Raw genomic sequence first — 20,777 nt, forward strand, 5'->3', positions numbered from 1 at the left:
GTTGCCCAGCGCATCCAGCTCGGCAATCAGCTCGAGACCCTCGACGACCCTGCCATGCGCCGCCTGGTCAAAGCCCAGGTCGGCAACCTCAAGGCGCTCGCCCTGCGGATCGAAAAGGCCATCGCCGCCCTCATCGCCGCAAGCCCCGATCTGGCGACACGCGAACGCCTGATGCGCTCGGCACCCGGAATCGGCCCGATCGTGGCGGCATGCCTGCTCGCGCACATGCCAGAACTCGGCGCGCTCTCCAGCCGACAAGCCGCAGCCCTCGTCGGTGTCGCCCCCTTCGACCGGCAAAGCGGCGCCACCCGAAAACCCGGACGGTGCGCCGGCGGAAGACCCGCTGTACGCAGGTGCCTCTACCTCGCCGCTCTCGCTATCGCACGCTCCAAAAAAGGCCACCTCGCACAAACCTGCCAGCGCCTCCGCGACAACGGCAAACCCGCCAAGGTCGCCCTCGTCGCAACCATGCGAAAACTCATCATCACACTCAATGCCATGCTCAAATCACAGCAAACATACCGGCCGGCATGAACACAGTTGCTCGGCACGAACGGCTTTGGTTTGACTCTCGGGGTTGTGAACACGGAACAGGTTAACCCTCAATTCGCCTTCTCAAATCCCCGCCGCGCGCGCATCCCCTCGCGTCCAAGGGAGTCCGGTACATGCGTCACATCCTGCCGATCGCGCTGCTCGCGCTCGCCGCGCCGGTCGCGGCACAAAGCCCCGCGCAGCCGTTCACCGTCCAGGGTGGGCAGGGTTTCGCCAAGCTCGACGAGGCGCTGATGGCGGTGCGCGGGCAAGACGCGACGATCCTGATCGCGCCCGGCACCTATCACGAATGCGCGATCCAGCAGGCCGGGCACATCACTTTCAAGGCGGCCACGCCCGGCCGCGTGATCTTCGAGCAGACCGCGTGCGAGGGCAAGGCGGCGCTGGTGCTGCGCGGCGACGGCTCGGTGGTCGATGGCATCGTCTTCCGGGGGTTCCGCGTCAGCGACGGCAACGGCGCGGGCATCCGCATCGAGCGCGGCGAGCTCACCGTGCGCAACGCGATGTTCCTCGACAGTCAGGAGGGCATTCTCGGCGGAGCGGGCGCGGACATGCCGATCACGATCGACCACACCACTTTCTCCGGCCTCGGCCAGTGCGACGAAAGCCCGAGCTGCGCGCATTCGATCTATCTGGAGACGCAAGGCCTAGTTACCGTCACCAATTCCCGCTTCGAGCGCGGGCGCGGCGGGCATTACGTCAAGGTACGCGGGCCGCGCGTGATGATCGCCAACAACAGTTTCGACGATACCGCCGGGCACAAGACCAATTACATGATCGACCTGCCCAACGGCGCGACCGGCACGATCCGCGGCAACACGTTCGTTCAGGGCCGCGACAAGGAAAACTGGACCGGCTTCATCGTCGTCGCCGCCGAAGCGCACGATCACAGCGCGGCGGGTTTGCGGATCGAGGGCAATACCGCCAGCCTCGCGCCGGGCGAGACCCGCAGCCCCGCCTTCGTCGCCGACTATAGCCACGAACGCCTCGCGATCGGCACCAACACGCTCGGCAAGGGCGTGCGCGCGTTCGAGACGCGGTAAACCCGCCCGACCGCGTTACGCCGGCACGATCTCGATGATGTCGAGCATCGATTCGAAGCGCGGTGCGGGCAGCACCAGCCGCCAGCGCTTCTCGCCGATCCGCTCGATATAGCCGGCCATGTCGCGCAGCCGGTCTTGCCCGTAGCGGAACGGCTTGTCCTCGTCGCCGTACACCATCGTGCCGAGGAAGATCGCGCGCGCGCCGTCCGGGTAGAGCAGCCCGTCGGGGCGCTGCACGCCACCGGTTTTGTGGAATTCGAACAACCCGCCGCCGCCCGCGATCTCGCATTCGGTCGGTTCGAACTTGGTGAAATCGGCCATCGCGGTGCCGTTCGCGCCGATCTTGTAGACCGTGCAGCGGTACGCGCCGGCCGGCGGCAGCGGATCGGTGAGCGCGCGGTCGGCATCGGCGAGTTCGTGCAGGCCGTCGATCGCGGCACCGCGCCCGCCCTTGCGCGCCTTGTCGACCGCCGCCAGCCAGGTGTCGCGCCAGCCGCGCAGCCGGTTGCGATCGTCATCGGTGGCGATCAACCGCCAGTTCTGCTCAGGCGCGACGGCAGCGGCGGGCGCAGCGCCCTCCGGCTTGGGCCGCTCCTTGCCGCCGCAGCCGGCCAGCGCCGCGCAGCCGCACAAGAGCGTAACGATTGCGGCTGTTCTCAAGCGACCGTCTTCCTTGTCATCGGCGCACACCTAACCACGCAGGCCGCGCGTTGCCAAGGCCGTGCTCTTAAACCCCGGCGACGATATCGCGCAGCGCCGCCGCGACACCGCGCGTTTCGTCCTCGGTGCCGATCGTGATGCGCAGCCCGTTCGCCAGCCCCTGTCCGGGCAGCCAGCGCACGATATAGCCGCGCTCCATCAACTGTGTGTAGGCCGTCTCGGCGGTCAGCGCGCCCTCGAACAGCACCAGCACGAAGTTCGCCTCGCTCGGCACCACGCGCAGGCTCGCCGCGCTCAGCTTGCCGATTTCCTCGGCGAACCACGCGCGCCACACGCGGTTGTGCTCGCGCGTCTGCTCGACCCACGCATCGTCCTGCACCGCCGCGATCGCCGCCGCCTGCCCGGCGATCGTGCAGCAGAACGGTGCGCGGATACGGTGCATCGCCGCGACCGCCTCGGCCGAGCCATAGCCCCAGCCGATCCGCTCGGCGGCGAGGCCGTGGATCTTGGAGAAGGTGCGGGTCACGATCACGTTGGGCGCGGTGCGCGCCAGATCAAGCGCGCCATCGTCATCCTCGGCATCGAGGAACTCGGCATAGGCCTGATCGATCACCAGCATCACCCGGTTGGGCAGATTGGCATGCAACCGCGCGATTTCCGCGCGCGAGGTGAAGGTGCCGGTCGGGTTGTTGGGGTTGGCGATGAAGACGACGCGAGTCGCGCTCGTCATGCAGGCAAGGATCGCATCGACGTCGGTCGCATAGTCCTTGTCGCGCGCGATCACCGGCAGCGCGCCGACGCGCCGCGTCGCGATCTCGTACACGGTGAAGCCGTAGCGGACGTGGATCACCTCGTCGCCCGGGCCGGCATAGGCGCCGGCGATCAGATGGAGAATTTCATCCGATCCGGTGCCGTAGATGATCCGGTCCGGTTCCAGATCATATTTCGCGCCGATCGCCGCGCGCAATTCGGTCGCGCTGGCGTCGGGGTAGCGCGCAAGATCGGTGCTATGCGCGGCGAAGGCGGCGATCGCCTTCGGGCTGGTGCCGAGCGCGTTCTCGTTCGAGGAGAGCTTGACGGCTTTCGCGCCGCCATCGACCGACGATCGCCCCGGAATGTAGGGGGCGATCGCCATGATCCAGTCTTTGGGTTTGGGTGCCAGCATGGCAGTCGCTTAGCGTCCGCATGCCACCCGCGCTAGTCCCGAGCGCAGGTCGCGTTCCGGTGTGCTTAATCGGCACCAACCGCGCTATGCTCAGCGTTGTGGGCGCTTGCTGCGCAGCGTCGGACGGGCGGCGGGGCGCACGGGGGCCGGGCCGTTGGCGCGGCGGGGTCCGCGCGGCGCCTCCTGCGGCGCGTTGGCGAGTTGCTCGAACTGCACGTTGCCTTCGGCTTCCTCGCCCTGCGTGCGCTTGACCGAGGCGAGGAACTTGCTCGCCAGCCCGCGCGGAATCTGGAACGCGGTCTCGTTGGCGGCGATGCGGATCGCGCCGACCTCGTTCTTGGTGATGTGCCCACGGCGGCAGATCAGCGGCAGAATCCAGCGCGGATCGGCATTCTCCCGACGGCCGATGTCCATGCGGAACCACACCACGTCGTCGAAGCCCTCGCGGTGATGCTCCTTGCCGGGCGCACGCTCGGACGGACCCTCGGCGAGCATCTCCTCGGGCGCTGGCATACGCGCGCGGAACGAGCGCACCAAGGCGGCGGCGATTTCCTCAGGCGTCTTCTGTTCGAGCAGCTTGGCGGCGAGTGCGCGATCGTCCTCGTCGACCTCTACGGGTTCGAGAAGCTGGGTCATCAGCCGCTCACGATCGGCCTTGCGGATGTCATCGACGCTCGGCACCGGCAGCCATTCGACCGCGATGCGCGCGCCGCGCAGCATCATCTCGACCCGGCGCTTGCGCTGATACGGCACGATCAGCACGGCAGTGCCCTTCTTGCCGGCGCGGCCGGTGCGGCCCGAACGGTGCTGGAGCGTCTCGGCATCGCGCGGCAGTTCGACATGGACGACGAGCGTGACGGTCGGCAGATCGATACCGCGCGCCGCCACGTCGGTGGCGACGCAGACCCGCGCGCGCTGGTCACGCAGCGCCTGGAGCGCCGCGTTGCGCTCATTCTGGCTATGCTCGCCCGACAGCGCCACCGCCGAGAAGCCACGCTCGATCAGCCCGGCATGGAGATGCCGGACGTTGTCGCGCGTCGCGCAGAACAGAATCGCGGTCTCGGCTTCGTGGAGGCGAAGCAGGTTGACGACGGCGTTCTCGATGTCGGGCGGCGCGACCGTGACCGCCTGATAGCTGATATCGCCATGCCCGCGATCCTCGCCGACGGTGGTGATGCGCAGCGCATCCTTCTGGTAGCGCTTGGCGAGCGCGACGATCGACTTGGGCATCGTCGCCGAGAACATCAACGTGCGGCGGCCATCCGGCGTCGCGTCGAGAATCTGTTCGAGATCCTCGCGGAAGCCCATGTCGAGCATCTCGTCGGCTTCGTCGAGGATCGCGGCCTTGAGCTGCGACAGATCGAGCGCGCCGCGTTCGATATGGTCGCGCAGGCGGCCCGGCGTGCCGACGACGATATGCGCGCCGTGGGCGAGGCTACGGCGCTCACGCGAGGCGTCCATGCCGCCGACGCAGGTCGAGATGCGCGCGCCGGCCTTGCCATAGAGCCATTCGAGCTCACGGCTGACCTGAAGCGCGAGTTCGCGAGTCGGCGCGATGGCGAGCGCGAGCGGGCTGCGCGGCGGCGGCAGCGTGCCGTCCTCGGTCAACAATTGCGGCGCGATGGCGAGGCCGAACGCGACGGTCTTGCCGGAGCCGGTCTGCGCGGAGACGATCAGGTCGCGCCCCTCAGCTTCGGGCGCGATAACGGCGGCCTGGACTGGGGTCGGCGCGGCATACCCGCGTGCGGTGAGCGCTTCGCCAAGAAGCGCAGGAAGATGGGTAAAAGGCATGATTTTCCGAATGCTGGACGCGCAAGTCGCGCGATGAGCGCGGTTCCATAGCAGATAACGTGGACAAACGCACGCCCTTAGAAAACGGGCAGGTTCGGGACGAACGGTTCACCTGGGCGGTTCGCTGGATATTTCGTTACGGAGCCATTCAGCCGGGACGCGGTTATTCTGGGCTATGGACGCAGGATCACCCCGCCGCCCCGGCGCGCGCCAGCATTATTGGGATACGCTTCGAGCGGCGCTGATGCTGCTCGGTATCCCGTATCACAGCGCACTCGCCTTTCAGATGGGCGGCTGGATCGTCGCGACGCACCACCATTCGCCGGTGCTCGATTATGTCGCGGAGGCGATCCACCTGTTCCGCATGCCGGCGTTCTTCATGGTCGCGGGCTATTTCGCGGCGCTGAGCCTGACCAAATATCCGCCCGGCGGCTGGTTCCGCGCGCGGCTGACGCGGCTCGGCATTCCGTTCCTCGCCAGCCTCATCACGATCATCCCTGTGCTCAACATCGGCTGCGAACTGTCCAACTTCGCGCCGGCCGACGCGCTCGAATCGTGGCGGCATCTGTCGCTCACCTCGGGCGGCTATTGGGTACGGCATCTGTGGTTCATCATCGTGCTGCTGTATCTGTGCGGCGCGACCGCGCTGGCGGCGCGAGTTTGGCCACGGTTGCGCGCCGCCGCGCTGCCCGAACGCATCGACCGCTGGAGCGCGCAGCGTCCGCTCGCCGCGCTGCTGCTGCTCGGCGTCGCGGTCGGGCTGTTCGAAGCGGTGACGATCGAGCTGTTCTACAGCGCCGGCCTCAACACCACGCTGCCGCAGGAAATCCTGCGCCTCGACGATCTGCTCGGCGCGCTGCCGTGGTTCGGGCTCGGCCTTGCGCTCCAGCGTGGGCCGCACGCGCTCGCCGCGATGGGCGAGCGGCGGGCGGGCGTCGCGGTGCTGGCGGTGGCGGCGACCGCGCTGGCGCTCGCGCTCTACGGGCATAGCTGGCCGCCGCTCTACCGCTTCGTCGGCACGATCGCGGCAATTCTGGTGACTCAGGTGATCCTCTCGGTCGCGCGGCAATCGTTCGATCGCCCCAGCCCGGTCACCGACCGGCTCGTGCGTGGATCGTTCGTCGTCTATCTGTTCCATGTGCCGGTGATCGTGTGGCTGGCGCTGATCGCCGATGGCATCGGCCTGCCGCCGGCGATCAGCTTCGTTCTGGTGGCGAGCGGCACGCTGGCAGCAACGCTCGCCATCGCCGCTGTGGTCGAGCGCTCGCCGGTGCTGAGCCTGCTCTATAGCGGCACCCGCAGCGTGGCGCGACCGCGTCGCCGCGAGTCGATGACGGCGGTGACGGCGGAGTAGCGCTACGCCGCCGGATCGACCATCGGCAGGATCGCCGCATTCTCGCGCTTTTCGGGGCGGATGTAGATCGACGACAGGATCGGCAGGCGCGCCTTGAGGTCGGTCTCGATCGTCTCGATGATCGTCTCGGCATCCCCCATCGTCAGCGAATCCTCGAAATCCGCGCTGATCGCGACGAACACGCTGTCGGGCGCGGTATGGATGGTGCGGACGTGGTTGACCGAGGTGATGACCGGATAGGCATCGACGATCGCGCGCACCTCCGCCACGATCGCGGGGTCGGCGCCCTCACCGATCAGCAGCCCCTTGGCCTCGCGCGCGAGCACCATCGCGATCAGCCCGAGCAGCACGCCGATCAGGATCGAGGCGACGCCGTCGATGCGCGGATCGTTGAAATGGTGGCTCGCCCACACACCCGCGCCGGCGATAAGCAGACCGGCGAGCGCCGCCGAATCCTCGAACAGCACGATGAAGCCCGCCGGGTCTTTCGAGCGCCGCACCGCGCTCCACCAGCCGCGCCCGCGATTGTCGGCGGCGAACCCGCGCATCGCGAGGAACCACGATCCGCCCTCCATCGCGAAGGCGACGGCGAGCACGATATAATTGACGAGCGGATCGCGCAGCGGCTCGGGCTCGTCGATATGGATGATGCCCTCGTACACCGAGACGCCCGCGCCGACCGCGAAGATCAGGATCGCGACAACGAAGCTCCAGAAATACAGCTCGCGGCCGTAGCCGAACGGATGATCGACATCGGGCGGACGCTTGCCGCGATGTTGCCCATAGAGCAGCAGGATCTGGTTGAGACTGTCGACGACCGAGTGAAACCCCTCGGTCAGCATCGACGACGACCCGCTGATCGCCGCCGCGATGAACTTGGCGACGGCGATGCCGAGGTTGGCGGCGAGCGCCGCGAAGATGACGAGGTTCGATTCCCCCTGTTTGGACGACGACATGCAGTTCTCCCGGTGCGGCGATGGCGTAGCGGGTGAACGGTTGAGGGCCAAGCGTGTGTGTGTTATAACGCGCGTATGAACGCACCCGCCAATCTCGCCAAATCGCTGAAGCTCATCAAGGTCGGCAATTCGACCGGCGTGATCCTGCCCAAGGACGTGCTGGCGAAACTCGGCGTCGAGGCTGGCGATTCGCTCGACCTGAGCGATGTGCCAGGCGGCATTACGATCACCCGCCACGATGACGGCTTCGCGGCGCAGATGGAAGCCGCGCGCGAGGTGATGAAGCGTCGCCGCAACGCGCTGCGCGAACTCGCGAAATAGACCAGTGTCACACGATTGGATCTGGGTCGACCCTGCGGTCGCGGTCGCCGCGCATGGCGAACAGCTCGCCGAGCATGGCGGGGCCGCTGGCGTGCGTGACATGAGCATGCTCGAAAGCGCGATGGCACGGCCGCTCAACCTCGTCGCCTATGGCGATCCCGATGTCGCCGAACTCGCCGCAAGCTATGCGTTCGGGATCGCGCGCAACCATCCGTTCACCGATGGCAACAAGCGGACAGCGGCGGTGGTGAGCGAAACCTTTCTCATGCTCAACGGCTATCGGCTGGTGTGCAGCGATGTCGAACTTGTGACGACCTTCCTCGCGCTGGCCGCCGGAGAGCTGACCGTAGACGCGCTGAGCGACTGGTTTCGGAACAATATCGTCGCCGCCTAGACGCTTGAGCATTTCGCAAACTGCGCTAACGAACGTTGCAAATGTCGATCCTCGCCGCCCATGCCCATGATCTCGCGCAGCTTGCCGCGCGTGACCGGCTGCGGGGGCTGTTCCCGCGTGCTGGCGTGGACTTTTCCTCGAACGATTATCTCGGGCTGGCTTCCTCCGACCGGCTGCGCGATGCGGTGACCGAGGCGTTGGCGCGTGGGGTGGCGGTCGGTTCGGGCGGGTCGCGGCTGTTGCGCGGCAACGATCCCGAGCATGATGCGCTCGAAGCCGAGGCGGCAGCGTTCTTCGGCAGCGAGGCGGCGCTGTATTTTTCGAGCGGCTATACCGCCAACGCGGCGCTGATCGGTACGCTGCCGCAGCGCGGCGACCTCGTCGTGCATGACGCGCTGATCCACGCCAGCGCGCATGAGGGGATTCGGCTCGGCCGTGCCGAGGCGGTGGCGGCGGCGCACAACGATCCGCAAGGGTTCGACGACGCGATCGGCGCATGGCGGGCGCGCGGCGGCACCGGCCGGGTGTGGATCGCGGTCGAGAGTCTCTACAGCATGGACGGCGACCAAGCGCCGCTGGACGATCTCGCTGTGGTCGCGGCGCGGCATGACGCCGTCCTGCTGATCGACGAGGCACATGCAACCGGGGTGTTCGGGCCGAACGGACGCGGCCTCGCCGCCGCTCTCGAAGGGCGCGAGAACGTCATCACACTGCGCACCTGCGGCAAGGCTTTGGGGTGCGAGGGCGCGTTGGTGTGCGGCCCGCGCGTGGTGCGCGATTTCCTCGTCAATCGCGGGCGCGGCTTCATCTTCTCGACCGCGCCGTCGCCGCTGATGGCGAGCGCGGTGCGCGCCGCCCTGCGAATCCTCGCCGACGAACCCGAACGGCGCGAGCGGCTGCACGCTTTGGTGGAATATGCGGAGAGAGCGCTGGCGCCGCATGGCGTCGCGCCGACCGGATCGCAGATCCTCCCGCTGGTGCTCGGCGACGATGCGACGACGATGCGCGTCGCCGGCGCAGTGCAGGCGGCGGGCTATGACGTGCGTGGCATCCGCCCGCCGACCGTGCCGGCGGGATCGTCGCGGCTGCGCATCTCGGTAACGCTCAACGCCTCCACCGCCGATCTCGACGGACTGGCGCGGGCGATCGGCGCGGCGCTGGCATGAAGACGATCATCGTCACCGGCACCGATACCGATGCGGGCAAGACGGTGTTCGCCGCCGGCCTCGCGGCGGCACTCGGCGCGGCTTATTGGAAGCCGGTGCAGGCGGGTCTGGATGACGGCACCGATGCGGCACGGGTCACCGCGCTCGGCGTGACGCGGGTGTTGCCCGAGGCGTACCGGCTGAACACGCCCTGCTCACCGCACCGCGCCGCCGAAATCGACGGCGTGACGATCGATCCCGCGCGGCTGATACCACCGGCGGTCAACAGGCCGCTCGTCATCGAAGGCGCGGGCGGCGTGCTGGTGCCGGTGACGCGCGACCTGCTGTTCGCGGACTTGTTCGCGCGCTGGGGGCATCCGGTCGTGGTGGTCGCCCGCACCGCGCTGGGGACGATCAACCATAGCCTGCTGTCGATCGAGGCGTTGCGCGCGCGCGGGGTGCCGATCCTCGGTGTGGCGTTCAGCGGCGACGCCAACGAGGACAGCGAAGCGACGATCGCGGCGATCGGCGGGGTGAAGCGGCTGGGGCGGTTGCCGTGGCTGGAAACGCTGGATGCGGAGAGCCTGCGGGCGGCGTTCGCTGAGCATTTCGACCTTGAGGATTTCGCATGACCATCCCTGCTCGTGATCGAGGCGCGGCGCTTGGGGCACGTCCCTCGCCTTCGCTCAGGACGAACGGAGGGGCGCTGTGACCCCCTCCCCCGTCTGGCATCCGTTCACCCAACACGGCCTCGGCGAGCCAATTCCGCTCGTCACACACGCGGAGGGCGCGGCACTCTACATGCAGGATGGGCGGCGGATCGTCGATGCGATCTCGTCGTGGTGGGTGACGACGCACGGCCATCGCAACCCGCGCATCATGGCGGCGATCGCCGCGCAGACGCAGAAGCTCGACCAGATCATCTTCGCGGGTTGGACGCACGAACCCGCCGAAGCGCTCGCGCGCGGGCTGACCGCGATGCTGCCGCCCGCGCTCACTCGCGTGTTCTATTCGGATTCGGGGTCGACCAGCGTCGAGGTCGCGCTCAAGATGGCGCTGGGCTTCTGGGCGAACCGAGGCGAGCCGCGCCACCGCATCCTCGTGCTCGAACACAGCTATCACGGCGACACGATCGGGGCGATGTCGGTCGGCGCGCGTGGGGTGTTCAACCGGGCGTATGCGCCGTTGCTGTTCGACGTCGGCACGATCCCCTTCCCCGCCGCCGGGCATGAACAGGCGACGCTCGACGCGCTTGAGGCGGAATGCCGGGCGGGCGCAGCGGCGTTCATCGTCGAACCGCTGCTGCTCGGCGCGGGCGGGATGCTGATCTATTCGCCCGAGACGCTCGCGACGATGCGCGACATCTGCGCGACGCATGGCGTATTGTTCATCGCCGACGAGGTGATGACCGGCTGGGGCCGCACCGGCACCTTGCTGGCGTGCGAGCAGGCGGGTGTGGTGCCCGACATCCTGTGCCTGTCGAAAGGGCTGACTGGCGGCGCGATCCCGCTCGCCGTCACGCTGGCGACCGAGCCGATCTACGCCGCGCATTGCTCGCAGGACCGCGCGACGATGTTCTTCCACTCGTCGAGCTACACCGCCAACCCGATCGCCTGCGCCGCCGCGCTCGCCAATCTGGAGATCTGGCGCGACGAGCCGGTCGCCGCGCGGATCGCCGATTTGTCGCGGCGGCAGGCATCGCGGCTGGCGGCGCTCGATCACCCCGCGATCGGCGGCAAGCGTCAGCTCGGCACGGTTACCGCGCTTGAGATCGCTGACCCGAATGGCGGCTATCTCTCGACCTTGGGGCCGCGCCTGCTCGGCTTCTTTCGCGAGCGCGATCTGCTGCTGCGTCCGCTCGGCAACACCGTCTATGTGATGCCGCCGTATTGCATCGACGACGCCGATCTCGACGCGATCTATGCCGCGATCGGCGACTCCTGCGCGATGCTCGCTGTCCGACAAATCGATTGACCCGGCGCGGGCGCGGAGTAGCTTCCGGGTAAAGGGACGCGAAGGCCGATGATCGACAGCCTGATCCAGTTCGAAGACGGCGCCCGCGGAGTCGCTGCGCTGATCGGCGGGTTCGCGCGGCGCATCAAGGGCGCCGCGACCTTGGCCGATCTCGCCGAGCATGCGCTGGAGACGGGCGTACCGCTCGCCGACGCGGCGGCGCCGCGGCTTGGCGAGCCGCTCAACCTGCGGATGGTGCGGCTGCTCGCGCCGATCGACCTGCCCGATCCGGCGCGGCTGCATGTCAGCGACAGCGGTGCGGCGGCGGCAAGCCGCGATTCGGGGTGGCGCTATCGCGGCGACGGGCGTTCGCTGGCCGGGCCGGGCATCGTGCTGACCGTGCCCGAATTCGCGCTCGACGGCAGCGAGCGGCCCGAGATCGCCGGCCTGTATCTGATCGCGGCGGATCGCACGCCGGTGCGGATCGGCTTCGTGCTCGGCAACCGCTTCCACGATCATGCCGCCGCGCGCACCCACCGCCACTTCCCCGCGCAGCTCAGCCCACGCCCGACCGCGCTCGGCCCCGAGGTGCTGCTCCGCACCTTGCCGGAGGAGATCATCGTGACGAGCCGGGTACTCCGCGACGGCGTGGTCGAGCGCGAACGTCGCTTCGGCGCGGGCAACGCGCATCTCCCGCACCCGATCGCCGAACTCGAACGCCGACGGTTCGAAGGCGGCATCGTCGGGCGGCCGGGCGATGTGCTGGTGCATTTCTTCGTCGGGACAAGCGGCGACGCGGAGGCGGCGGTACGCACCCAGCCCGACGATGCGTTCGAGGCGACCGCAACCGGCTTCACGCTGCCGATGCGCAACCCGATCGCCTTTGCGCCGAGGGTGCGGGCGAAGAGTTAGCCGTCACTTCCGTTTGCCCCGAGCGAAGTCGAGGGACCGCAACGAAGCGCAGGTGTCTCGACTTCGCTCGACACGAGCGGTTGGGAGGAGACGTCAGCCGAAGCGGCTTACCGCCCCGCGCGCGCCTTCGGTTTCCAGCGTGGTCAGATGCCCCACCAACGTCTCGCGCAAGTCGGCATCCACTTCGAAGCCGAAGAACCCGAGCAAAGCGTCCACCCGCGCGCCCGTATCCGCCGCCCCTGCCGACAGCGCGCCAAGCGTCTCTGCGGCGGGATCGTCGATCGTGAACGTCTCGCCGGCATCGGTCACGCCCGCCTGCCAGCGCATCCACGCCGCCACCGCCAGCGCGAGCGCATCGACCGAAGCGCCGCCCGCGCGGCGTTCGGCGATCGTCGCGAGCAGGCGCTGCGGGAGCTTCTGCGAGCCGTCCATCGCGATCTGGCGAGTGCGGTGCTGGAGCGCGCTGTTCGCGAAGCGGCCCATCAGTGCAGTGCGATAGGCGGCGATGTCGAGCCCCTCGGGCGGATTAAGCGTGGTCTGTGCCTCGTCCCACAATGCCTCGACGAAGCCGCGCCCGGCGGCGGTCGCGACGAAATCATGGACGAAGTCGTCGCCGGCGAGCGCGCCGAGATAGGCGATGCCCGAATGCGCGCCGTTGAGCAGGCGGAGCTTGGCGTCCTCCCACGGTGCGACGGCCTCGGTAAGCTGCACGCCGAGCGCGGCGAAATCGGGGCGTTCGGTGACGAAGCGGTCCTCGATCACCCACTGCGTGAACGGCTCGGTCTTGACCATCGCCCGGTCTTCCACGCCGAGATCGGTCGCGAGTGCGGCGATGTCGGCATCGGTGGTGGCGGGGACGATACGGTCGATCATCGATGCCGGGAAGGCGACTTCGGCGGCGATCCACTCGGCGAGCGCGGGATCGTTCGCGCGCGCGACCGCCAGCACCGCTTCACGCAACAAAGCGCCATTGTGCGGCAGGTTGTCGCACGAGATCACCGTCAGCGGCCCGAGGCCAGCGGCGCGGCGCGCGGCGAGGCCGGCGGCGAGGAAGCCCGGCGCGGTGCGCGGTGCGGCGAGCGAGGCGCAATCGGCGGCGACATCGGCATCGTCGGCGAGCAAAATGCCCTTGGCACGATCGAGCTTATAGCCTTTCTCGGTGATCGTCAGCGTGACGATCCGCGCCTCGGGATGCGCGAGCGCGGCGATGACGGCGGCGGGGTCTTCGGGCGCGACCAGCACCGCCTGTTCGGCACCGACGATCGCCACGCTGCGCGCGTCACCGTCGCGCACCACCAGCGCATACAGGCAATCCTGCGGGGCGAGTTGATCGCGCACCCCGGCTGAGCGCAACGATACCGAGGTGATGCCCCACCGCAGATCGCCCGCCGCCAGCGCCGCCTCGAAATAGGCCGCCTGATGCGCGCGGTGGAACGCGCCGATGCCGAGATGGACGACGCCGCGCTTCACCGCACTCCGGTCATAAGCCGGGCGCGCGATGTCGGCGGGCAGACGGCTGAGCGTTTCGTTGGAGAGCCTCACAGCTTGTACGCCTTTTTGACGAGATCATACGCGAGCGCGTGCGCGACTTCATGCGCCTCGTCCTCGGGCAAGCGATGCTCGGCGACGAGCTGCGCGAGCCACACGCAATCCATCCGCCGCGCGACATCGTGCCGCGCCGGGATCGACAGGAAGGCGCGGGTATCGTCGTTGAAGCCGACCGTGTTGTAGAAACCGGCGGTCTCGGTGGTGCGTTCACGGAAGCGGCGCATGCCCTCGGGGCTGTCGTGGAACCACCACGGCGGGCCGAGCCGCAGGCACGGATAATGGCCGGCGAGCGGCGCCAGTTCGCGGCTGTAGACATCCTCGTCGAGCGTGAAGAGGATCAGCGTCAGCCGGGGATCGGTGCCGAAGCGATCGAGCAGCGGCTTGAGCGCATCGACGAACTCGCCCTCGGTCGGGATGTCGGCGCCCTTGTCGCGGCCGAAGCGCGCCAGCACGGCGGCATTGTGGTTGCGGTGGACGCCGGGGTGAAGCTGCATCACCATGCCGTCTTCGATGCTCATCCGCGCCATTTCGGTGAGCATCTGCGCGCGGAACAGTTCGGCATCCTCAGGCGTCGCGTCCACCAGCACGCGCGCGTAGAGCGCGGCGGCGTCTTCGGGCGCGAGATCGGCAGTGCGCGCCGACGGGTGGCCGTGGTCGGTCGAGGTCGCGCCGGCCTCGCGGAAGCGCGCGCGGTGCAAGCGGTGCGCGGCGAGATAGCCGTCCCAGCTCGAAACGTCCGCGCCGGCGGTCTCGCCGAAACGGCGGACGTTATCGGCGAACTTGGCCGCCTCCGGGTCGACCACCGGATCGGGCCGATAGGCGGTAACGACTCGCCCGCCCCAGCCGCTCGCGCGGATCGCGGCGTGGTGGACGAGTGGATCGAGCGGGCTTTCGGTGGTGGCGATCGCTTCGATGTTGAAGCGTTCGAACAAGGCGCGCGGACGGAACGCCTCGGTCTTCAGCGCGGCGTCGATCGTGTCGTAATAGAGGTCGGCGGTCTCGGCATCGAGCAGCACGTCGAGCCCGAACACAGCCGAGAACACCCAGTCGAGCCACATCCGCGAGGGCGTGCCGCGAAACAGATGATAGTTGCTGGCGAGCACATGCCAGATCTTGCGCGAATCGGTCTCGGTCAGGCTGCCATCGACGGTCGGCACGCCGATCGTTTCGAGCAACGTTCCCTGGCTGAACAGCATGCGGAACACGTAATGATCGGGCACGATCAGCAGCGATGACGGATCGCTGAACGGTTCATTGGTCGCGAACCACGCCGGATCGGTATGACCATGCGGGCTGACGATCGGCAGATCGGCGACGCCGGCATAGAGCCGCCGGGCGATGTCGCGGACGGTCGGCTCGGCGGGGAACAGCCGATCGGGGTGGAGCGTGAGCGGTTTTGTCATACGGGCGACAGGTCCGAATACGGTAAGCGATGCGTCAGCCTTAACCGCGCGCGCGCCGCGCGGAAAGAGCCGTGTCTGACCAATTTTACACAGGCGCGATCGAAACGCGGGCAAGCCGCGGCGACAGCATCTGCACGATCAGCAGCGCAGCGAAATAGGCGGCGGCGGCGACGAGGAAGATCGGCGCGTAGCTGCCAAGCTCCTGAAGCACGCGACCGATGTAGAGCGAGAACAGCATGCCGCCGACCCCGCCGATCGCGCCGCCGATGCCGATCACCGAACCCACCGCCGAGCGCGGGAACAGATCGGACGGCAAGGTGTAGAGGTTCGCCGAAAACGCCTGATGCCCGGCGGTCGCCAGACCGATGATGAACACCGCCGTCCACAGATTGTCGATCGATTGCACCGCAAAGATCGGCAGAATCGCGCACGCGCAGATCAGCATCGTCGTCTTGCGCGCGGCGTTGACGCTCCAGCCCGCCTTCATCATCCGCCCCGACAGCCAGCCGCCGACGACCGAGCCGACATCCGACATCAGATACACCACGACCAAAGGCGGCCCGAACGACTTGAGATCGAGGTGATAGCGCTCGCCGAGATAGCCCGGCAGCCAGAACAGATAGAACCACCAGACCGGATCGATGCAGAATTTCGCCGCCGCATAGGCCCAGGTCTCACGGAAGCGGATGATGTCGCGCCAGCGCATCGGCGTGGTCGGATCGGCGGGGTCTTGCTCGATCCAGGCGAGCTCTTCTGGCGAGACGCGCGCATGTTTCGCGGGCGAACGGTACAGGATGACCCACGCGACCAGCCAGACGAGGCTGACCACGCCGGTGATGACGAACGCCGGCCGCCAGTTGCCGCCGTACAGCGCGACCAGCCACGGCACGAGCAATGGCGTGACGATCGCGCCGACGTTCGCTCCGGCATTGAACACGCCGATCGCGAAGGCACGCTCGCGCGCCGGAAACCATTCGGTGACGGCGCGGATCGCGACCGGGAAGTTGCCCGATTCGCCGATGCCGAGCGCGAAGCGCGCCATCGCGAACTGGGTGATGCTGTTGACCGCGCCGTGCGCGATGTGCGCGGCGGTCCAGATCGCGAAGGCGACCGCATAGCCGACCCGCGCGCCGACCACGTCGACGAAGCGGCCGAAGCCGATATAGCCGATCGCATAAGCCGCCTGGAACCAGAACACGACATTGGCATAGTCGATCTCGGTCCAGTGCAGGTCGCTCGCCAGCACCGGCTTGAGCACGCCGATCATCTGCCGATCGACGTAGTTGATCGCGGTGACGGCGAACAGCAGGCTGCAAATTACCCAGCGATAGCGGCCATTGGGCGGCGCGATTTTAGACACCGGTGTCAATTGTTGGGCTTCCGCAGACGTCATCGCTCTCCCCTTCGCATGATCGACCGGCATGCTTTACGATATGGAACTGCGGAATCAGATAATGCGGTTTCCACGCGCTGTATAGCCGCTTCGCCCGCGCGTCAGAGCGTCACGCCGCGCTTCCAGATCGCGATGGCGCGTTCGTCGTTGATCTCGTTGCGGGTCTGCGCGCCCGAAGCGATCGCGATGATCCGGTCGAGCAGCCGGTCGGCGGCGACATCGAGACCGTCGTCGAGCACCGCGCCGGCATCGAAATCGATCCAGCCCGGCTTGGCGGCGGCAAGCGCCGCGTTCGAGGCGATCTTGACGGTCGGCACCGGGCTGCCGAGCGGGGTGCCGCGTCCGGTCGAGAACAGCGTCATCGTCGCCCCCGCCGCTGCCAGTGCGGTGGTCGAGACCGCGTCATTGCCCGGCGCCTCCAGCAAGGTGAGGCCGGCGCGGCGCACCCGCCCGGCATAGGGCAATACGTCGGTGACCGGGACGTGCCCGCCCTTCTGCACCGCGCCGAGCGATTTCTCCTCGAGCGTGGTGATGCCACCGCGAATGTTGCCGGGGCTGGGATTCTCCGACACCGGCTCGCCGTTGCGGACGAAATAGTCCTTGAAGCCGTTGACCAAAGCGACGAGCGAATCGAACGTCTCGCGGCTGGTGCAGCGGTCCATCAGCAATTGCTCGGCACCGAAGATTTCGGGGATTTCGGTGAGCAGCACGCGCCCGCCGGCATCGCCGACGCGGTCGGCGATGCGGCCGATCACCGGGTTGGCGGTGAGGCCGCTCAGCCCGTCCGAGCCGCCGCACTTGACGCCGAGCGTCAGCGCCGAAAGCGGCACAGTGCTGCGCCGGTCCTCGGCGGCAAGCGCGACCAGTTCGGCGATCGCCGCCTGCCCGTCGGCCATCTCGTCGCTCGACGCTTGCGCGCCGACCACACGGATACGGTCGCGGCGTTCGGGCGGGATCAGGTCGAGCATGCCGCTGAGCTGGTTCGATTCGCACCCCAAACCGAGCAGCAGTACGCCGCCGGCATTGGGATGGCAGGCGAGCGCGGCGAGCACCTGCGTCGTGCCGGCGAGATCATCGCCGAGTTGCGAACAGCCGAACGGGTGCGGGAAGGCGACGACGGCATCGACCCCGGCGGGCAGATCGCCGCCAGCGCGCGCGGCCAGCCGCTCCGCCGTGCGCCCGACGCAGCCGACCGAGGGGATGATCCAGATCTCGTTGCGCGTACCGACCGACCCGTCGGCGCGGACATAGCCTTCGAACGTGTGTGCGCTCGGCGGGGTCGCCGCTGCGGCAGGTGCAGGCGCGTAGCGATAGCTGCCGGCGGTGGCGAGCGCGGTCGCGACGTTGTGCGTATGGACATGCGCGCCGGGCGCGATGTCGGCGCGCGCGGTGCCGATCGGGAAGCCATAGCGCAGCACGGGCTGACCCGCTGTTACCGGTGTCACGGCGAATTTGTGCCCGGCCGGAATATCCTCGACCAGCCGCACGTCCGCGCCGCCCACGGTCACGAGATCGCCCGCCGGCAGCGCTTCCATCGCCACGGCGACATCGTCGCGCTGTTCAACCTTGATCGCTCGCATCTTGCACCTCTATTGTCTGAGTAATCGAGGCGCGTGCTTTTTTCAAGCTGGCGTCAGTCGCCCAGCACCGTGTTGGTGTCCTCCAGCGCCAGCGAAACCAGCGCGGTCATCGCCTCGCGCGCCTGTGCGGCATCGCCCGCCGCGATCGCCGCGAACACCGCGCCATGATCGTCGAGCGGATCGCGCGGCACGGCATTTTTCCGGTATTTGAACGCGGTGGTCCAGCGCACCGCAGCAGTGATCGTGCTCGACAAGGACGCGAGCGGCTCGTTGCCGGTCGCGAGAAGGATGAGGCTGTGGAAATCCTGATCGGCTTGCCGCCCCTCGGGCGTGCTGAGGCCATGCCGCCCCATGCCCTCCAGCGCTTGCCCCATCCGCGCGAGCTGCGGCTCGGTGCGCCGCACCGCTGCGAGCGCGGCGGCGGCGGGTTCGACGATCAGCCGCATCTCGAACAGGCTACGCACGAACGGCTCGGGCGGCTCGTTGACGAACGCCCAGGCGAGCACTTCGGGATCGAGCATGTTCCAGCGCGACCGTTCGCTGACACGGGTGCCGGTCTTGGTGCGGCTCTCGACCAGCCCCTTGGCGGCGAGCATCCGCACCGCCTCGCGATAGGCGCTGCGCGACACCTTGAGCTGCGCGCTGAACTCGATCTCGCCGGGCAGCACCGCACCGGGCTGATACTGGCCGCTGACGATCGCGACACCGAGATCGCGCGCGACGCTGGTATGGATTCGCGGCGCAGCGCCCGCGCTGGTCTTTTCGATCACGCCGTTCTCCCCCTGGCGTGCTCATGCTCCGAACCGGCGGACCTGTCGAGATCACGGCGGACTCGTTGACCCACGCGCGCCATCGTAGGATAGCGCGTCAACGACCGGAGAGAAGACCGCTTATGTCGATCCACGCCTTCAGGATGCAGCTCAAGCCCGGCGTGATCGACGAATACCGCGCGCGCCACGACGCGATCTGGCCCGAGCTTTCGGCGCTGCTCACCGAGAGCGGAATCTACGATTACTCGATCTTCCTCGACGAAGCGACGCTGAGCCTGTTCGCGGTGCTCAAGCTGACCGAGGACAATGCCCGCGACGCGCTGCCGGATCATCCGGTGATGAAGCGGTGGTGGGATCATATGGCGCCGCTGATGGAGGTCGAGGCCGACAACCGCCCGCGCGAATGGCCGCTGCCGCTGATCTTCCACCACGCCTGACGCGAAACCTATGCGAAAGCCCCTTAGTGTTCTCCCGCGCATGCGGGAGTCCAGAGTTCCAAGAGCCGCAATCGGCGTTTTGCTTGGCTCTGGGTTCCCGCTTTCGCGGGAAAACACGATAAAAATGCACGTTCGGCGGCCTTCGCAAAGATCCCGCCCGAAGCGGGCATATCCCTACCCGCGCCCCTGAGGAGATTGCCATGAAGACCGGCCTGCCGTTGCTGATCGTCGCCGCGCTCGCGCTGCCCGCGCCGGGCGTCGCATCCTGGTCGCGGAGCTGGGCGGTCGCGCCACAAAGCCCGGGCAAGCCCGGCGATGTGCCCGATCTGACCGGGCGGACGCTGCGTCAGGTGGTGCGGATCAGCAGCGGCGGCGCGCGCATCCGGCTGCGGCTGACCAACGAACTGTCGGCGAGCGCGCTCAAGCTTGGCAGCGTGCATGTCGCCTTGGTCGACGCGAGCGGCAAGATCGTGGCGGGCAGCGACCGCGCCGTCACCTTCGACGGCGTAGCGGCCCCCACCATCCCCGATCGCGCGCCGCTGGTCAGCGATCCGATCGCGCTGCGGGTCACCCCGCTCACGCATGTCGCGATCAGCCTGTACTTCCCGCAAGGCGCGCCCGACCCTACCGTCCACGGCTATGCCGCCGCGACCGCGTGGATCGCGGCGGGCGACCAGACCGGCGCGGCCACGCTCGACGGCGCGACCAAATTCACCCAGCGGATGGTGATCGATGCGATCGACGTCGATACGCCGCAACGCGGATCGACCGTAGTCGCGTTCGGCGATTCGATCACCGACGGCGTGCGCGCCACCGCCGATGCTGACACGCGCTGGCCCGATCAGCTCGCCGAGCGGTTGCAGAAGGCCGGGCGCACCAGCGTCGGCGTCGCCAATCTCGGCATCAGCGGCAACCGCGTGCTGGCGGAGGGCGCGGGCAACAACGCGCTCGCGCGCTTCGACCGTGACGTGCTCTCGATCCCCGGCGTCTCGCACGTCATCGTGCTCGAAGGCGTCAACGATATCGGCGGCGCGACCGCGCGCAAGACGCCGCTGCCGACCGTCGCCGACCTCACCGGCGGCTATCGCCAGATGGTCGCGCGCGCACACGACAAGGGCGTCAAGGTGATCTTCGCAACGATCCTGCCGTACAAGGGCGCGGGCTATTGGGGCGCCGAGGGTGAGGTGGTGCGCAAGCAGGTCAACACCTGGATTCGCACCAACACGGTCGCCGATGGCTATGTCGATCTCGCCAAGGCGGTCGCCGATCCGGCCGATCCCGACCGGTTTGCCAAGGCGTATGACAGCGGCGACGCGCTCCACCCGAACGATGCGGGCTTCACCGCGATGGCGGCGGCGATCGACCTCAAGCTGTTACGGTAACGCCCGTCCGTTCGTCCC

General features: G+C 68.1%; 20 protein-coding genes. 11 read left to right on the plus strand and 9 right to left on the minus strand.

Annotated elements, in window-relative coordinates; all coding sequences use genetic code 11:
• Both EWE75_RS07590 and EWE75_RS07595 read left to right on the plus strand, forming a co-directional pair.
• Positions 1-534: transposase (locus tag EWE75_RS07590; protein ID WP_130156080.1), on the plus strand; the 534-nt coding region annotated here is incomplete at its 5' end.
• Between the two features lie 131 nt (positions 535-665).
• Positions 666-1,595 (plus strand): right-handed parallel beta-helix repeat-containing protein, encoded by a 930-nt coding sequence (locus EWE75_RS07595; RefSeq protein ID WP_130156082.1) that lies wholly within the window; start codon positions 666-668, stop codon positions 1,593-1,595.
• A gap of 15 nt (positions 1,596-1,610) precedes the next feature.
• Here EWE75_RS07595 and EWE75_RS07600 read toward each other — a convergent pair whose 3' ends face one another.
• From EWE75_RS07600 to EWE75_RS07610, 3 genes are all read right to left on the minus strand, one after another.
• On the minus strand, positions 1,611-2,255 hold the full coding sequence (locus EWE75_RS07600) for a DUF4893 domain-containing protein (protein WP_231708266.1): 645 nt from the start codon (positions 2,253-2,255) through the stop codon (positions 1,611-1,613).
• 67 nt (positions 2,256-2,322) lie between these two features.
• Positions 2,323-3,420, minus strand: a complete 1,098-nt coding sequence (hisC, locus tag EWE75_RS07605) for a histidinol-phosphate transaminase (protein WP_130156084.1) — start codon at positions 3,418-3,420, stop codon at positions 2,323-2,325.
• Between the two features lie 90 nt (positions 3,421-3,510).
• Positions 3,511-5,211 (minus strand): DEAD/DEAH box helicase, encoded by a 1,701-nt coding sequence (locus EWE75_RS07610; RefSeq protein ID WP_130156086.1) that lies wholly within the window; start codon positions 5,209-5,211, stop codon positions 3,511-3,513.
• A gap of 175 nt (positions 5,212-5,386) precedes the next feature.
• Between EWE75_RS07610 and EWE75_RS07615 the strand changes: the two genes are divergently transcribed.
• On the plus strand, positions 5,387-6,565 hold the full coding sequence (locus tag EWE75_RS07615; RefSeq protein ID WP_130156088.1) for an acyltransferase family protein: 1,179 nt from the start codon (positions 5,387-5,389) through the stop codon (positions 6,563-6,565).
• A 2-nt stretch (positions 6,566-6,567) separates the two neighbouring features.
• Here EWE75_RS07615 and EWE75_RS07620 read toward each other — a convergent pair whose 3' ends face one another.
• The gene (locus EWE75_RS07620; RefSeq protein ID WP_130156090.1) at positions 6,568-7,521 is read right to left on the minus strand and encodes a cation diffusion facilitator family transporter; all 954 of its coding nucleotides are present in this window, start codon (positions 7,519-7,521) and stop codon (positions 6,568-6,570) included.
• A gap of 75 nt (positions 7,522-7,596) precedes the next feature.
• Between EWE75_RS07620 and EWE75_RS07625 the strand changes: the two genes are divergently transcribed.
• The 6 genes from EWE75_RS07625 (at position 7,597) to EWE75_RS07650 (ending at position 12,246) form a co-directional block, all read left to right on the plus strand.
• A complete protein-coding gene (locus tag EWE75_RS07625; RefSeq protein ID WP_069204174.1) occupies positions 7,597-7,842 on the plus strand; it encodes an AbrB/MazE/SpoVT family DNA-binding domain-containing protein in 246 nt (81 codons plus the stop codon).
• 4 nt (positions 7,843-7,846) lie between these two features.
• Positions 7,847-8,236, plus strand: a complete 390-nt coding sequence (locus EWE75_RS07630) for a type II toxin-antitoxin system death-on-curing family toxin (RefSeq protein ID WP_130156092.1) — start codon at positions 7,847-7,849, stop codon at positions 8,234-8,236.
• 41 nt (positions 8,237-8,277) lie between these two features.
• Positions 8,278-9,402, plus strand: a complete 1,125-nt coding sequence (locus EWE75_RS07635) for an 8-amino-7-oxononanoate synthase (protein WP_130156093.1) — start codon at positions 8,278-8,280, stop codon at positions 9,400-9,402.
• Positions 9,399-10,013, plus strand: a complete 615-nt coding sequence (bioD, locus tag EWE75_RS07640; protein WP_130156095.1) for a dethiobiotin synthase — start codon at positions 9,399-9,401, stop codon at positions 10,011-10,013. The genes EWE75_RS07635 and bioD overlap by 4 nt, the downstream gene beginning before the upstream one ends.
• Positions 10,014-10,089: 76 nt before the next feature.
• On the plus strand, positions 10,090-11,355 hold the full coding sequence (locus EWE75_RS07645; RefSeq protein WP_130156097.1) for an adenosylmethionine--8-amino-7-oxononanoate transaminase: 1,266 nt from the start codon (positions 10,090-10,092) through the stop codon (positions 11,353-11,355).
• A 48-nt stretch (positions 11,356-11,403) separates the two neighbouring features.
• Positions 11,404-12,246, plus strand: coding sequence for an FAH family protein (locus EWE75_RS07650; RefSeq protein ID WP_130156099.1), 843 nt, complete (start codon positions 11,404-11,406; stop codon positions 12,244-12,246).
• A 93-nt stretch (positions 12,247-12,339) separates the two neighbouring features.
• Here EWE75_RS07650 and EWE75_RS07655 read toward each other — a convergent pair whose 3' ends face one another.
• The 5 genes from EWE75_RS07655 to EWE75_RS07675 form a co-directional block, all read right to left on the minus strand.
• Positions 12,340-13,788: a mannitol dehydrogenase family protein gene (locus tag EWE75_RS07655; protein WP_130156101.1), complete on the minus strand. Its 1,449-nt coding sequence runs from the start codon at positions 13,786-13,788 to the stop codon at positions 12,340-12,342.
• Complete coding sequence (uxaC, locus tag EWE75_RS07660; RefSeq protein WP_130156103.1) at positions 13,785-15,197, minus strand: glucuronate isomerase; 1,413 nt, start codon at positions 15,195-15,197, stop codon at positions 13,785-13,787. Before uxaC ends, EWE75_RS07655 begins: the two co-directional genes overlap by 4 nt.
• Before the next feature lie 85 nt (positions 15,198-15,282).
• The gene (locus tag EWE75_RS07665) at positions 15,283-16,590 is read right to left on the minus strand and encodes an MFS transporter (RefSeq protein ID WP_130156105.1); all 1,308 of its coding nucleotides are present in this window, start codon (positions 16,588-16,590) and stop codon (positions 15,283-15,285) included.
• A gap of 101 nt (positions 16,591-16,691) precedes the next feature.
• Complete coding sequence (locus EWE75_RS07670; protein WP_130156107.1) at positions 16,692-18,170, minus strand: UxaA family hydrolase; 1,479 nt, start codon at positions 18,168-18,170, stop codon at positions 16,692-16,694.
• Positions 18,171-18,223: 53 nt separating this feature from the next.
• Positions 18,224-18,940 carry a FadR/GntR family transcriptional regulator gene (locus EWE75_RS07675; protein WP_130156109.1) on the minus strand — a complete coding sequence of 239 codons (717 nt, stop codon included), beginning with the start codon at positions 18,938-18,940 and terminating at the stop codon, positions 18,224-18,226.
• A 122-nt stretch (positions 18,941-19,062) separates the two neighbouring features.
• Here EWE75_RS07675 and EWE75_RS07680 point away from each other — a divergent pair, with 122 nt between their 5' ends.
• Positions 19,063-19,377 carry an L-rhamnose mutarotase gene (locus EWE75_RS07680; RefSeq protein ID WP_130156111.1) on the plus strand — a complete coding sequence of 105 codons (315 nt, stop codon included), beginning with the start codon at positions 19,063-19,065 and terminating at the stop codon, positions 19,375-19,377.
• A 200-nt stretch (positions 19,378-19,577) separates the two neighbouring features.
• Positions 19,578-20,759 carry an SGNH/GDSL hydrolase family protein gene (locus EWE75_RS07685; RefSeq protein ID WP_130156113.1) on the plus strand — a complete coding sequence of 394 codons (1,182 nt, stop codon included), beginning with the start codon at positions 19,578-19,580 and terminating at the stop codon, positions 20,757-20,759.
• The last annotated feature ends 18 nt before the right edge of the window (positions 20,760-20,777 follow it).

This window comes from Sphingomonas populi (assembly GCF_004208535.1).
GTDB classification, from domain to species: domain Bacteria; phylum Pseudomonadota; class Alphaproteobacteria; order Sphingomonadales; family Sphingomonadaceae; genus Sphingomonas; species Sphingomonas populi.